Annotated in this window: 14 protein-coding genes; 5 read left to right on the top strand and 9 right to left on the bottom strand. The window is 63.6% G+C overall.

The window, feature by feature from the left end; all coding sequences use genetic code 11:
• Entirely contained in the window at window positions 1-486 is a 486-nt protein-coding gene (locus GGR38_RS07015) for a hypothetical protein (RefSeq protein ID WP_183623987.1), read from the top strand.
• A 34-nt stretch (window positions 487-520) separates the two neighbouring features.
• Here GGR38_RS07015 and GGR38_RS07020 read toward each other — a convergent pair whose 3' ends face one another.
• From GGR38_RS07020 to hemE, 9 genes are all read right to left on the bottom strand, one after another.
• Window positions 521-1,492, bottom strand: a complete 972-nt coding sequence (locus GGR38_RS07020) for a ParB/RepB/Spo0J family partition protein (RefSeq protein ID WP_183623989.1) — start codon at window positions 1,490-1,492, stop codon at window positions 521-523.
• Window positions 1,489-2,268: an AAA family ATPase gene (locus GGR38_RS07025; protein WP_183623991.1), complete on the bottom strand. Its 780-nt coding sequence runs from the start codon at window positions 2,266-2,268 to the stop codon at window positions 1,489-1,491. Before GGR38_RS07025 ends, GGR38_RS07020 begins: the two co-directional genes overlap by 4 nt.
• Window positions 2,265-2,918, bottom strand: coding sequence for a 16S rRNA (guanine(527)-N(7))-methyltransferase RsmG (gene rsmG / locus GGR38_RS07030; RefSeq protein WP_183623993.1), 654 nt, complete (start codon window positions 2,916-2,918; stop codon window positions 2,265-2,267). The genes GGR38_RS07025 and rsmG overlap by 4 nt, the downstream gene beginning before the upstream one ends.
• A 1-nt stretch (window position 2,919) precedes the next feature.
• Window positions 2,920-4,764, bottom strand: coding sequence for a tRNA uridine-5-carboxymethylaminomethyl(34) synthesis enzyme MnmG (gene mnmG / locus GGR38_RS07035; protein WP_183623995.1), 1,845 nt, complete (start codon window positions 4,762-4,764; stop codon window positions 2,920-2,922).
• Between the two features lie 65 nt (window positions 4,765-4,829).
• Entirely contained in the window at window positions 4,830-6,107 is a 1,278-nt protein-coding gene (mnmE, locus tag GGR38_RS07040; protein WP_183623997.1) for a tRNA uridine-5-carboxymethylaminomethyl(34) synthesis GTPase MnmE, read from the bottom strand.
• Between the two features lie 12 nt (window positions 6,108-6,119).
• Entirely contained in the window at window positions 6,120-6,365 is a 246-nt protein-coding gene (locus GGR38_RS07045; RefSeq protein ID WP_172340040.1) for a DUF6489 family protein, read from the bottom strand.
• A 314-nt stretch (window positions 6,366-6,679) separates the two neighbouring features.
• Complete coding sequence (gene rho / locus GGR38_RS07050; RefSeq protein WP_168603237.1) at window positions 6,680-7,936, bottom strand: transcription termination factor Rho; 1,257 nt, start codon at window positions 7,934-7,936, stop codon at window positions 6,680-6,682.
• Window positions 7,937-8,315: 379 nt separating this feature from the next.
• A complete protein-coding gene (locus GGR38_RS07055) occupies window positions 8,316-8,759 on the bottom strand; it encodes a CopD family protein (protein ID WP_183623999.1) in 444 nt (147 codons plus the stop codon).
• 104 nt (window positions 8,760-8,863) lie between these two features.
• Window positions 8,864-9,889 carry a uroporphyrinogen decarboxylase gene (gene hemE / locus GGR38_RS07060; RefSeq protein WP_183624001.1) on the bottom strand — a complete coding sequence of 342 codons (1,026 nt, stop codon included), beginning with the start codon at window positions 9,887-9,889 and terminating at the stop codon, window positions 8,864-8,866.
• A 328-nt stretch (window positions 9,890-10,217) separates the two neighbouring features.
• Here hemE and GGR38_RS07065 point away from each other — a divergent pair, with 328 nt between their 5' ends.
• Genes GGR38_RS07065 through coaE form a run of 4 tightly spaced genes read left to right on the top strand, consistent with a single transcriptional unit; the run spans window position 10,218 to window position 13,100 of the window.
• On the top strand, window positions 10,218-11,045 hold the full coding sequence (locus GGR38_RS07065; protein WP_172340036.1) for a pyruvate, water dikinase regulatory protein: 828 nt from the start codon (window positions 10,218-10,220) through the stop codon (window positions 11,043-11,045).
• Window positions 11,046-11,050: 5 nt separating this feature from the next.
• Window positions 11,051-11,635, top strand: coding sequence for a Maf family protein (locus tag GGR38_RS07070; protein WP_183624003.1), 585 nt, complete (start codon window positions 11,051-11,053; stop codon window positions 11,633-11,635).
• The gene (gene aroE, locus GGR38_RS07075; RefSeq protein ID WP_343059020.1) at window positions 11,632-12,489 is read left to right on the top strand and encodes a shikimate dehydrogenase; all 858 of its coding nucleotides are present in this window, start codon (window positions 11,632-11,634) and stop codon (window positions 12,487-12,489) included. The genes GGR38_RS07070 and aroE overlap by 4 nt, the downstream gene beginning before the upstream one ends.
• Window positions 12,486-13,100 (top strand): dephospho-CoA kinase, encoded by a 615-nt coding sequence (coaE, locus tag GGR38_RS07080; protein ID WP_183624005.1) that lies wholly within the window; start codon window positions 12,486-12,488, stop codon window positions 13,098-13,100. The genes aroE and coaE overlap by 4 nt, the downstream gene beginning before the upstream one ends.
• Window positions 13,101-13,131 lie beyond the last annotated feature (31 nt).

Consider the following 13,131-nt stretch of genomic DNA (forward strand, 5'->3'; position numbering starts at 1 on the left):
ATGTCCATCCGCGCCCTGCTGATTGCCGCCGGTTTCGTTTCGGCCGGTTTCATAGCCTCCCCCGCCATGGCCCAATCACAGGGACAGGTTTCGGCCATGCCCCTGCCCGCGCCTTCGCTGGCCGGGGCCAGTTACAGCCAGACCGCGCCCGCTGTCGGCGCACCGGTTTCCACCGCCTATGCGCCGCCGCCCACCGCCGGATTGCAGCCCGGCGGAATGCAGCGCGGCCCTTGGCTGGCCGAATGCGAGCGGCGGTTGAACGCCGTGCCTGGGGCCGATGTCTCGCAATCGTCGGGCGCGTGTCAGGACTGGTGGGCCTATTATCAGGGCGGCGGCGCGCCACATCCCACCTATGGCTATTCGATCCCCATCAGCGTGATGGAAGAGGTCAAAGCCGATTGCCCGCCACAGGTAATCGAAAAGCGGGTGATCCAGCGCCGTGTGATCCGGCAAAAGATCGTCCGCGACAAGCGCATCCCGATTTGACGTGGAAAAGGGGGCTTTGCGGCCCCCCTCTTTTTTAGATCCCTTCGCCGGTCAGACGCTGACAGATCAGATCAAGCTGATCGAGCGTGCGATAGCGGATCGTCACCGCGCCGGAACGCGGATCGGCATCCACGGTGATCTTGACCGACAGGCCGAGGAATTCCTCCAGATGCGCCTGCATCGCCTGAATGTCGGCGGATTCGGCGGATTTGAACTCGTTGCGCGCGCGGCGCTGGGTCGGCGCCTCGCGGCCCGACTGGCGGCGCACCATCTGCTCCACCTCGCGCACCGACGAGCCTTTGGCCACTGCCTGACGCGCCAGCGCCTCGGCATCTTCCACCCCGATCAGCGCGCGGGCATGGCCCATCGACAATTCGCCCGCCTCAACCATCTGCGTCACCGGATCGGGCAAGGCCAGCAGGCGCTGGATATTGGCGACATGGCTGCGGCTCTTGTCCACCATCTTGGCGATCTCGGCCTGCGTCATGCTCTCGCTCTCGGCCAGACGCTGATAGGCGCGCGCTTCTTCGATGGGGTTGAGGTCTTCGCGCTGAAGGTTTTCGATCAGCGCGATCGCCATCACCTCGCGCTGAGTCAGCTTGCGGACCAGTGCGGGGATCTCATGCACCTTGGCCCGCTGCGCCGCGCGCCAGCGGCGTTCGCCCGCCACCAACCGATAGTGCCCCTCGCCCAGCGGCACGACGATCACCGGCTGCAACACGCCGCGCGCGGCAATCGAGGCGGCCAGTTCATCCAGCGCGGCCTCGTCAAACTGACGGCGCGGCTGATCGGGATCGGGCTCGATGCTCGACACCAGCAAGGAGGCCAGACCGCTCTCCACCATCACCGGACCATTGCCGCCGCCCGCCGAGGCCACCGGCTCTTCCCGCCGCGTTTCGCCCAGCAGAGCCTGAAGCCCCCGGCCCAGCGCCGCCTTGCGGCGCGGCGCAGCAACACCGGACAGCGCGGCAGAAAGCGGGTTCTGGGTCGAGGTTTCGTCGGTCATGCGGCTTTCCTGTTTTCAGGCAAACGTGAAATCAATTCGCGGGCCAGCGCCAGATAGGCGCGGCTGCCGCTGCAATGCTGGTCATAGATCAGCGCGGGCAGGCCATGGCTGGGCGCTTCGGACAGGCGGACGTTGCGCGGGATCTCGGTGTCGAACACCAGCTTGCCCAGGCAGGAGCGCACATCGTCCGAGACCTGATCGGTCAGGCGGTTGCGGCGGTCAAACATGGTCAGCGCGATGCCGATGATGCCAAGGTCGGCGTTAAAGCGCTGCTGTACCCGCTCGACGGTCTGCAGCAACTGGCTGAGGCCTTCGAGCGCAAAGAACTCGCATTGCAGCGGCACCAGCACCGTATCGGCGGCGCTCAGCGCGTTGAGCGTGAGCAGGCCCAGCGAGGGCGGGCAGTCGATGAAGCAGATGTCATAACGCTCCGATCCACGTGCGAGACCCTTACGCAGCTTGTCGGTACGCCCATCGACCGAGACCAGCTCGACCTCGGCCCCCGACAGATCGACCGTTGCCGCCAGCAGGTGCAGCCCCGGAATGGTGGTTTCCATCGCGCATTCGGCCAGTGTGGCCTCACCCAGCAGCAGATCATAGGTCGAATATTCGCGCGCCGATGCCGGCACGCCAACCCCGGTCGAGGCATTCCCCTGCGGATCAAGATCGATCAGCAGCGTGCGCCAGCCCGCCGCGGCAAAGGCCGTGGCCAGATTGATCGCGGATGTGGTCTTGCCCACCCCGCCTTTCTGATTGGCAATGGCAATGCGGATCACAGCTTCACTCCCTTGGGATTGAGATGGCCGACAATCAGCCCGGCGTCCTGATCGGTCAGCGATTGTTCCACGTGGAACCCTTCGCGCACCGATGCTTTGAGTGCCTCTAACTCTTGCCCTGCCGAACGCCCCTTGGGCAACAGCCAGATCGTGTCCCTTGTGGAAAAGCGGAGAGAGATTTTCAGAAGCTTGTCGAGCGGTGCAAAGGCTCGGGCGGAAATCACCGCAACGGTCCGCGTCTCCACCATCTCCAGCCGCTGCCCCAACACCTGCGCCTTGGGCAGCGCCAGTTCTTCGATGACCCGGTTGAGCCATTCGACTCGCCGCGCGCGCGATTCGACCATCAGAACTTCATGCCCCGGCCTCATCGCCGCGATCACCAGCCCCGGAAAGCCTGCGCCAGTGCCAAGGTCCAGCCATGGTCCCTTGGTCCCATTCCATGTTTCACGTGGAACATGGGCCAGCAATTGCGCGGAATCGGCAATGTGGCGCTGCCACACCATCGGGATCGTCGCGGCGGCCACCAGGTTCTGCCGCTCATTTTCCTCGGCCAGCATGGCGACCAGCTTCTCCAGTCGCTCCATCGCCTCGGGCGTCATTTCCGGGCGCCCTGCCAGCCAGTCGCGGGCCTGTTCCTCATTAGCAATCATATCAGGCCAGCTTCCTTGCATGTACCAACAGCGCCGCCAGAGCCGCCGGAGTCACCCCCGCCACGCGCCCCGCCGCCGCCAGATTTTCCGGACGCGCCCGTGTCAAACGTTCCACCATCTCGCTCGAAAGACCGGCGATCTGACCATAGGGAAAGTCCTCCGCCAGGTGCAGATGCTCGTTCGAACGCAGGTCGGACAGCTCCCTTTCCTGCCGCGCCAAATAGGGGGCATAGGCCGCGTCCTCGGCCACTTCCTCGATCAGCGTCGCGTCCACGTCCAACGCCTCGCCCAGCCATGGGCGCAGCCGGTCGATGGACACGCCATCGAAACGCAGCCATTCCCGCAAGGGCAAACGCCCCGCATCGGCCTTGGCAGTGATGCCCGCAGTGGCCAGATCCTGCGCCGTCACGCCCTGAGCCAGCGCGCCTTCCAGCGCCGCCTTCTCGTCCTGCCGCTGGGCAAACCACGCGGAACGCTCCGCCCCCAAACACCCGGCCGCCGCCGCCAAAGGCGTCAGTCGCGACGAGGCATTGTTGGCCCTAAGCCGCAGCCGATACTCCGCCCGCGCCGTCAGCATCCGGTAAGGCTCACTCACCCCGTGGAGCGTCAGGTCATCGACCATCACCGCCAGATAGGAATTGGCACGATCAATCGCCGGAGCCTCACGCCCCAGCACCGTGGCCGCCGCATTCATCCCCGCGATCAGTCCCTGCGCCGCCGCCTCTTCATAGCCGGTCGTGCCGTTGATCTGGCCCGCGCAATAGAGGCCGGGAATCGCTCGCAGCTCCAGCGAGCTCCGCAGCGCGCGCGGGTCGATATGGTCGTACTCCACCGCATAGCCCGGCACCACCATCTCGACCTGCTCCAACCCTTCCATGTGGCGCAGCATGGTCAATTGCACATCGGCGGGCAGGCTAGTTGAGATACCATTGGGGTAGACCAGATGGGTCGTCAGCCCTTCGGGTTCGAGGAAAATCTGATGGCCATCCCGGTCGGCAAAGCGGTGGATCTTGTCCTCGATGCTGGGGCAATAGCGCGGGCCACGTGCGCCAATCGCCCCGCTGAACAGCGGGGAGCGATGAAGGTTGGCCTGAATCGTTTCATGGACAGCGGCATTGGTCCGCGTGATCGCACAGGCCAATTGCGGGTTCACCCGGCGCGTCTCCAGCGCCGACATGCACCAATGCTCGGCATCGCTCGGCTGCTCCTCCAGCCGCACCCAGTCTATGGTCCGCCCATCGAGACGCGGCGGCGTGCCGGTCTTGAGCCGCGCCATCGGCAGATCCGCCTCGCGCATTTGGGCAGCCAGACGATGCGCCGCGGCCTCGCCAATGCGCCCGCCGACCATCTGCTCTTCCCCGCGAAACAGCGTGCCGCCCAGAAAGGTGCCGGTGCACAGCACAACCGCCGAAGCCGTCAGGCGGGTCCCATCGGCCAGATCCACGCCGGTCACACGGCCCCCGTCCAGCACCAGCGCGGCGACCTCTCCAGCCACCTGCGACAAGTCGCCTTGCTGGGGCAGCATCCGCTGGATCGCCGCCTTAAACAATTTGCGGTCGGCCTGAATGCGGGGGCCTTGCACCGCGCTGCCCTTGCTGCGATTGAGCATGCGATAGTGGATCGAGGCTGCGTCTGCCGCCCGCCCCATCAGCCCGTCGAACGCATCGACCTCGCGCACAAGATGGCCCTTGCCCAGACCGCCGATGGCCGGGTTGCAACTCATGGCGCCGATGGCGTTGAGATCGAAGGAGACCAGCGCCACACGTGCGCCCATACGCGCGGCAACGGCGGCGGCCTCTACGCCGGCATGGCCGCCGCCGACCACGATGATGTCAAAATGCTGCATTCCTCGCCCCTACCCTAAGCGGGCGGGCGGGTCAAAGGTGCGGCGTGTTTCACGTGAAACACGCCTCATTTTCCGATGCAGAAACGTCCGAACAAAGCGTCGAGCATATCCTCGGTCCCCGCCCCGCCCAGCAAACGGTCGAAGGCGGAACGCGCGGCGCGCAGATCTTCGGCGGTCAGCAACAGGTCGCCATCAGGGCGAATGGTCGCCAAAGCGGCAGCGGCTTCGGCGAGCAGGCCATGCTGGCGGGCGTTCAACGCCACCTGTCCGGGCTTGGGCATGGCCATCCGCGCCGTGTCGATCAGGTCGCGGCGCAAGGCATCCACCCCCTCGCCGGTCTTGCCCGACAGGCGATGGCGGGGGGCGGATTTGGCCATGCGCACGGCGGCGTCGATCCGGGATTCGATCTCCCACGCGCCCTGCGGCCCTTCGCCCTCCGGCCCCAGCCAGAGCACCAGATCCGCGCGCGCCATGACATCGCGGGCGCGCTCGATGCCGATGCTTTCCACCACATCGGCGCCATCATCGCGCAGGCCCGCCGTGTCGAGAAACTGAAACGGCACCCCGCCCAGCGCCACCGGGCGCATCAGAATGTCGCGCGTGGTTCCGGCCAGCGGGGTGATGATCGCCGCGTCATCCTCGACCAGCGCGTTGAACAAAGTGCTCTTGCCCGCATTGGGCGGCCCGGCGATCACCACGCGAAACCCTTCGCGCAGAGCCTCGGCACGCGGGCGGGACAACCACTCAGAAAGTTCCACGTGAAACATCGTCAGCGTGGGCCCGAAGGAAGCAGGCAGTCCGCCCACATCACCCTCATCGCCAAAATCCAGCACCGCCTCAACCTGCGCCGAAAGCATCAACACCCGCTCGCGCCAGCCCTTGACCACAACTGACAGAGCGCCGCCCGCCATCGCCACCGCGGCCTGTCGCTGTATCTCCGTCTCGGCGGAAAGCAGATCGCCCAGACCTTCGGCCTCGGCCAGATCCATGCGGCCGTTCAAAAATGCGCGCCGTGTGAACTCGCCCGCCTCGGCGCGGCGCAGGCCCGGCAGAACCGACAGCGCATGCTCCAGCGCCGCGATCACCGCGCGTCCGCCGTGGCAATGGATCTCGGCCAGATCCTCGCCCGTCGCCGTGCGCGTGCCGGGAAACCACAGGACCAACGCGCGATCCAGCTCTGCCCCTGCCCCATCGCGCAGGACCATCAGGCTCGCGCGCCGCTCCACGGGCAAGCGCCCGCCCAGCGCGATCAAGGCCGCGCCCGCCTGCGGCCCGCTGATCCGGATCACCGCAATCGCAGCCGGAGGCATCCCGCTGGAGCAGGCAAAAATCGTGTCAATCATGGAAAGGTGATCTTACTTCTTGCCGCCGGTCGCCATGCTCGCGCCGGCCTCAAGAATGTTCTGGAACATCTTCATGCCAAGCTGGCCCATCGGCGCGAACTGCTTGGTAAACTCCTGAAGCTGATCGAGCGAACCGGCGCCCTGCATCGCCTTCATCACCGCATCGACATAGGCCTCATTGGCCCGCGTCACATCGGGCAGGCCCAGAAAGCGACGCGCTTCCTCCGGTGTGCAATCCACCTCGAAATTCATCTTCATCGCCGGGGTCTCCTTATGGCGCAAACCGGAATGGATAAAGACACAGTGGGGGGGGGAAGTCTAGATTTTAGAAAGGAGGAAGGGGTTTATGCGAGGGACTCGTCCCTCGCGCTCCCGTTACTGTCGGCGTTGCGTCAGGGGTTCAACGTGGAGTGTCGACGCCGCGTTAGAAATGAAAAAGCCTGCGGCGCCTAGTAACAGCGCCGCAGGCTTTAAAACCATCGCCTAGATCCACATCCCTGCGAACCCAAGCGCCACCCCATAACGGGATTGCAAAGGGCCCCCGCCCTTTGCCCGCCGGAGGCAAACTTCGCTTACTGGTTCATCGTGGCGAAGAAGTCCTCGTTGGTCTTGGAATCCTTCATCTTGTCGAGGAGGAATTCCATCGCATCGACGGTGCCCATCTGCATGAGGATGCGGCGCAGGACCCACATCTTCGAAAGGTTGCCCTTTTCGACCAGCAACTCTTCCTTGCGGGTGCCCGACTTGCCCACATCCAGCGCGGGGAAGATGCGCTTGTCGGCGACCTTGCGGTCGAGGACGATTTCGCTGTTACCCGTGCCCTTGAATTCTTCAAAGATCACTTCGTCCATGCGGCTGCCGGTGTCGATCAGCGCGGTGGCGATGATGGAGAGCGAGCCGCCTTCTTCGATGTTACGCGCGGCGCCGAAGAAGCGCTTGGGGCGCTGCAGGGCGTTGGCGTCCACACCGCCGGTCAGCACCTTGCCGGAGGAAGGAACGACAGTGTTATAGGCGCGGCCAAGGCGGGTGATCGAGTCGAGCAGGATGACGACATCGCGCTTGTGTTCTACCAGGCGCTTGGCCTTTTCGATGACCATTTCGGCCACCTGCACGTGGCGCTGCGCCGGTTCGTCAAAGGTCGAGGAGATGACCTCGCCCTTCACGCTGCGCTGCATGTCGGTAACTTCTTCGGGGCGTTCATCGACCAGCAGCACCAGCAGGAACACTTCGGGGTGATTGTCGGTGATCGCCTTGGCGATGTTCTGCAGCAGCACGGTCTTACCGGTACGTGGCGGCGCGACGATCAGCGCGCGCTGGCCCTTGCCCTGAGGCGAGATCAGGTCGATCACGCGGGCCGACTTGTCCTTGACCGTGGGGTCGAGCGTGTCGAGTTTCAGGCGCTCGTTCGGATAGAGCGGGGTCAGGTTGTCGAAATTGACGCGATGGCGCACCGCTTCGGGATTGTCGAAATTGACGCTGACCAGTTTGGTGATCGCGAAATAGCGCTCGCCATCCTTGGGCGCGCGAATTTCGCCTTCGACCGTGTCGCCCGTGCGCAGGCCCCACTTGCGGACCTGATTGGGCGAGACATAAATGTCATCCGGCCCGGCCAGATAATTGGCCTCGGGATTGCGCAAAAAGCCAAAGCCGTCGGGCAGCACTTCGATCGTGCCCTGACCGATGATCTCTTCGCCATCCTCGGCCACTTCCTTCAGGATCGCATACATCAGATCCTGGCGGCGCAAGGTGCTGGCGCTTTCCACGCCATATTCCTCGGCCATCTCGACCAGCTCGGCCGAAGTCTTTTTCTTCAATTCTTTCAAATGCATATCAAGGTATTCCTATGAGGTTCGGCCGGCGGGTCTATCGGGCATGGAGAATGCAAGACCATGAAGATGCCGCGTCAGTTGTGTCGCGCGGCGGTGCCGGTTGCGGGGGTAGATAGGGGATTGGGGGTGAGAAATCAAGGAAAGAAGGGATTGATGCGAGGGTCTAGACCCTCGCGCTCCCGTTACTGTCTGCGTTGCGCCATGGGTTCATCGTGGAGTGTCGAACGCACCCTCTGAAATGATAAAGCCTGCGGCGCCCAGTGATAGCGCCGCAGGCTTTCAATCATCACCCAATCCACAAACCTGCGAACCCAAACGCAACCCCCTTAATGGGATTGCAAAGGGCCTCCGCCCTTTGCCCGCCGGAGGCAAAACCCCCTCAAAACGGCTTCAACACCACCATCACCACAATCACCGCCGCCGCCAGCCCCGGCACTTCATTAAGCAGCCGCAAGCGCTTGCCGGTCAACCGCCGCTGGCCGCGGGCCAGCGCCTTGGAATAGCCCACCAGCCACATGTGATAGGCCGTCAGCCCCAGCACAGCGGCCAGCTTCAAATGGAACCACCCCTGCGAAAAGGCCCCGATCGTGTGCGCCAAGAGCAGCCCCAGCACCCAGACCACGATCAGCGCGGGGGTCAGGATGATCTTGCGCAGCTTGGCCTCACGGTCGATCCAGCGGGCTTCCTCCGCGCTGCCCGGCTCGCTTTCCTGATGATAGACGAAATAGCGCGGCAGCATGAAGAGGCCCGCCATCCAGAAGATCACAAAGATGATATGGCCCGCCTTGAGCCAGAGATAGGTCATCGAAAGCACCCAATCCATCGCTGCACCATGATTTTTAGCATCGTGCGAAAAAGTGGGATCCGGTTTTCCGCTGTCAACGCCGTGACGGCAAAAAACCGGAAGAACAGTGCCCTAAATGCGCTTTACCGTTTCCAGCCGCGCACGACGCTGAGCAATTGCTCGACATGGGCGATGGGGGTGGTCTGCCCGATGCCATGGCCCAGATTGAACACATGCGGCCGGTCGGCAAAGGCTTCGAGCACGCCGATGGCGCGCGCCTCCAGCTCATCCCCGCCCGCCAGCAGCAGCAGCGGATCGAGATTGCCCTGCACCGGCATATTCGCGGGCAATTCGCGCGCGGCCCAGATCGGGTCGATGGTCTCGTCAATGCCCACCGCATCCACGCCGGTCTCGCGCGCATAGGCCGCCAGTTTCTCGCCGGAACCCTTGGGGAAGCCGATGACGGGCACGGTGGGGTGCAGCGCCTTGACCGCCTTCACAATGGCTGCATTGGGCGCGATAACCCATTTTTCGAACTCGCGCGGGGCCAGCGACCCTGCCCAACTGTCGAAAAGCTGGATCGCCTCGGCCCCAGCTTTGATCTGGCCGTCGAGATATTCGACCGTCACGGCCACAATCCCGTCGATGATCGCCTGAAAGGCCGCCGGGTCGCGATAGGCATAGGCGCGGGTCTCATGCTGATCGCGGCTGCCCTCGCCATTCACCATATAGGTCGCGATGGTCCAGGGACTGCCCGCAAAGCCCAGCATGGTGGTCTGTGGGCTGATCTGGGCCACGACCTGCCTCACGGTCTCATAGATCGGCGCAAGGCGCTCAGGGACCGCCACAAGCGATTTGAGAGCATGATCGACAAGCCGTGGAGAAAGGTGCGGTCCCTCGCCCACCAGAAATTGCAGATCCTGACCCATGGCATAGGGCACGATCAGAATGTCGGAAAACAGGATCGCCCCGTCAAAGCCGAAACGACGCAAAGGTTGAACCGTGATTTCAGCCGCCGCCGCGCTGTCATAGACCAGCGCGAGGAAGCCCCCCTTCTCCGCCCGCAGTTCGCGATATTCCGGAAGGTATCGTCCGGCCTGACGCATCAGCCAGATCGGGCGTTGATAGCCATTGGAACCGCGCAACGTATCGAGGAGCAAACCGGGCATCGAGAGAGTCCAATCCAAAAAAATAGATTCTTATTAAAGGGTTCTAGTAGGTAGTTGGCCTGTGGATAGCGGGCATACCGGTTCCTTGCCCGATTTATCCCGAAATGAACAGGCCGAGGCCCTCTGCGAATCCCCAAGAGTCAGGGTCAAGGATTCCTTATCCCCCTTATCCCCAGCCTGTGGGTAACCCTATTCACATGTCCACAAGTCGCGCAAAGGAGTCCTGCTACCGGGGGTTAAACCTGTCCCCCAGATTGTCACCAGACCTTTACCGTGGTTTATGGGCAGGCTTATCCACAGCGCGGAACGGATTTAGGTACATTCACGAATGACGCGGCTCCATCTCCATTTGCTCTCCGATTCCACCGGCGAAACGCTGGAAATGATCGCCAAGGCCGCGCTGTCGCAATTCGACGATACCGATGTCGTGCGTCATTTCTGGCCCATGGTCCGCTCGCAGGCGCACCTCGATCGTATCATCGGCGATATCGCTGCCAACCCCGGTCTGGTCGTTTATACGATGGTCAGCCAGGATATCCGCAGGGCATTGGAGGATCGCTGTCGTACTTTGGGTCTGCCTGCGGTGCCCGCGCTCGATGCGGTGATTGATTCGCTTGAGGCCGCGCTGGGTCAGGAGGCCAAGGGCCGCCCCGGCCGCCAGCACACTTTGGACGCAGCCTATTTCGCCCGCGTCGAGGCGATCCAGTTCACCATTGCCCATGATGACGGCGTGGCGTGGGAGGATTGGGAGGAGGCCGATATCGTGCTGGCGGGCGTATCGCGCACCTCGAAAACGCCCACCAGCATCTATCTGGCCAATCGCGGGTTCAAGGTCGCCAATATCCCCATCGTGGTGGAAAGCCCACCGCCCGGTCTGCTCTATGATCTCAAGCGCCCGCTGGTCGTGGGCCTGACCACCGCGCCCGAACGCCTGATTCAGGTGCGCCGTAATCGCCTGCTGACGCTGAACCAATCGCCCGATACTGCCTATGTGGATAATGATCGCGTGGGAGCCGAGTTGCAATTTGCCCGCCGCATGTTTGCCGATAATGGCTGGCCGGTGATCGACGTCACCCGCCGCTCGATCGAAGAAACCGCCGCCGCGATCATCAATCTGATCAAAGAGCGGACCGATCATCATTCCGGAGCCCGATAAAACCGATGACTTTTCCTGAACTCGTTTTGGCCAGCCAGAGCGCTTCGCGTCGGGCGATGCTCGATGCTGCCGGTGTGGCGCATCAGGCTATTCCCGCGCGCATCGACGAACGCGCGCTGGAGGCCGGGCTTACGGGCGCTGCGCCCGATGCTGTCGCGCTGGCTTTGGCCAAGGCCAAGGCTCTGGCGGTCTGTCCATCGGCGCCGGGTGCGCTGGTGCTGGGCAGCGACTCCCTTGTCGTGGTCGATGGCCGCCGTTTCGACAAACCGGCAAGCCGCGAGGATGCTGCCGATCATCTGCGCTTCTTTTCGGGCCGGGTGATGGAATTGCATTCGGCCGCCGCGCTGGCCCGTGATGGGGCGGTGGTCTGGGCCCATGCCGAATGCGCGCGCCTGTCGGTCCGCACGCTCGACGAGGGCTTTATTTCGGCCTATCTCGACGCCGAATGGCCCGAAGTGGCCGCCTGCGTCGGGGTGTTCCGCATCGAGGCGCGCGGCGTGCAATTGTTCGACAGCATCGAGGGCAGCCATTTCACGGTGCTGGGTATGCCGCTGCTGGCTGTGCTGGGGGCTTTGAGAGGCTTGAAGTGACTGAAATACTTGCGCCCACGCGGCCCTTTGCCGAAGTGATCGGCGATCCGATTGCCCAATCCAAATCGCCCGCGATTCATGGCCACTGGCTCGAACGGCTGGGGCTGGAGGCTGATTACGGCCGCGCCCATGTGCTGCCCGCCGATCTGCCCGCCTATATTGCCGCGCGCCGGGCCGAACCTTTGTGGCGCGGATGCAATGTCACCATGCCGCATAAGCAGACGATCATCCCCCTGCTCGACGGGCTGGACCCGCTGGCGGCGCGGATCGGCGCGGTCAATACGGTGGCGGTGGAGCAAGATGGGCGGCTGATCGGCCATAACACCGACGCGCCGGGCTTTATCGAGCCTTTGCTGCCGGTCCTGGGCGATGAGTTGGCGCCGGAAAATGCGCTGGTGATCGGGGCGGGCGGCGCAGCGCGGGCGATTGTCGTGGCGCTGGCCGATGCGGGGATCGCGATCACGCTGGCCGCGCGCGATCCGGCCAAGGCGCAGGATTTGCTGGATGAACTCGCACCAGGCCCGCGCCATCGCGCGGCGGCGTTGGGGGATTTTGCCCGTGGCGGCGATGGCGAATTCGGCATGATCGTCAATGCCAGCCCGCTGGGCATGGTCGGCAATCCGCCTTTGGCGCTGGATCTGAGCCATGGGCGGCCTGCGGCGATTGTTTATGATATTGTCACCGCGCCGCTCGAAACGCCTTTGCTGGCCGCCGCGCGGGCCGAGGGGATGCGCTGCATCGACGGGCTGACCATGCTGATCGGTCAGGCGGGGATTGCCTTTGAACATTTTTACGGCGTCGACCCTGCGCGTGAGCGGGGCGATGTGGCCCTGCGCGCGATTCTGACGGCATGAAGAGCATCGGCCCCAGGATCATCGGTCTCACCGGCTCGATCGGCATGGGCAAATCGACCGTGGCCGGGATGCTGTGCGATTGCGGCGTGCCGGTGTTCGATGCTGACGCCACGGTGCGCGCGCTTCAGGGACCGGGCGGGGCCTTGCTGCCCGCCATCGAGGCTGAATTTCCCGGCACCACCGGCCCGGATGGTGTGGACCGGGGCAAACTGGGCGCGGCGGTGTTTGGCAAGCCCGAAGCGTTGGCGCGGCTGGAAGCGATTGTCCATCCGGCGGTGGCGATTGCGCGGGAGCAATTCCTTGCGCAACATTGCGACTCACCGATGGTTGTTTTTGACATTCCCTTGCTGTTTGAGCGCACCGGGCGGGGGGGAATGGATGCGGTGGTGGTGGTTTCGGCCCCGGCCCCTGTGCAAAAGGCCCGAGTCATGGCCCGACCGGGCATGAATGAGGCTAAATTCGACGATATTCTGGCCGCGCAAATGCCCGATCCGGAAAAACGGGCGCTGGCCGATTATATCATTGATACAGGTACTTCGCTGGAGGAAACCCGCGAGGCCCTCGCAAAAGTGTTAGATCGGATTAACCATTTGGACGGAAACGCAACCTAATCTCGATTCCATGAGAATTTTGCTTGTGCAG

Source organism: Novosphingobium sediminicola (assembly GCF_014196525.1).
Lineage (GTDB): Bacteria > Pseudomonadota > Alphaproteobacteria > Sphingomonadales > Sphingomonadaceae > Novosphingobium > Novosphingobium sediminicola.

Excerpts from the sequence above, each read along its gene's own strand:
- GGR38_RS07020 (WP_183623989.1), bottom strand. The coding sequence starts at position 1,492 with ATGACCGACGAAACCTCGACCCAGAACCCGCTTTCTGCCGCGCTGTCC.
- rsmG (WP_183623993.1), bottom strand. The coding sequence starts at position 2,918 with ATGATTGCTAATGAGGAACAGGCCCGCGACTGGCTGGCAGGGCGCCCG.
- GGR38_RS07070 (WP_183624003.1), top strand. The coding sequence starts at position 11,051 with ATGACTTTTCCTGAACTCGTTTTGGCCAGCCAGAGCGCTTCGCGTCGG.
- mnmE (WP_183623997.1), bottom strand. The coding sequence starts at position 6,107 with ATGATTGACACGATTTTTGCCTGCTCCAGCGGGATGCCTCCGGCTGCG.
- coaE (WP_183624005.1), top strand. The coding sequence starts at position 12,486 with ATGAAGAGCATCGGCCCCAGGATCATCGGTCTCACCGGCTCGATCGGC.
- mnmG (WP_183623995.1), bottom strand. The coding sequence starts at position 4,764 with ATGCAGCATTTTGACATCATCGTGGTCGGCGGCGGCCATGCCGGCGTA.
- GGR38_RS07045 (WP_172340040.1), bottom strand. The coding sequence starts at position 6,365 with ATGAAGATGAATTTCGAGGTGGATTGCACACCGGAGGAAGCGCGTCGC.
- hemE (WP_183624001.1), bottom strand. The coding sequence starts at position 9,889 with ATGCCCGGTTTGCTCCTCGATACGTTGCGCGGTTCCAATGGCTATCAA.
- rho (WP_168603237.1), bottom strand. The coding sequence starts at position 7,936 with ATGCATTTGAAAGAATTGAAGAAAAAGACTTCGGCCGAGCTGGTCGAG.
- GGR38_RS07065 (WP_172340036.1), top strand. The coding sequence starts at position 10,218 with ATGACGCGGCTCCATCTCCATTTGCTCTCCGATTCCACCGGCGAAACG.
- GGR38_RS07055 (WP_183623999.1), bottom strand. The coding sequence starts at position 8,759 with ATGGATTGGGTGCTTTCGATGACCTATCTCTGGCTCAAGGCGGGCCAT.
- GGR38_RS07015 (WP_183623987.1), top strand. The coding sequence starts at position 1 with ATGTCCATCCGCGCCCTGCTGATTGCCGCCGGTTTCGTTTCGGCCGGT.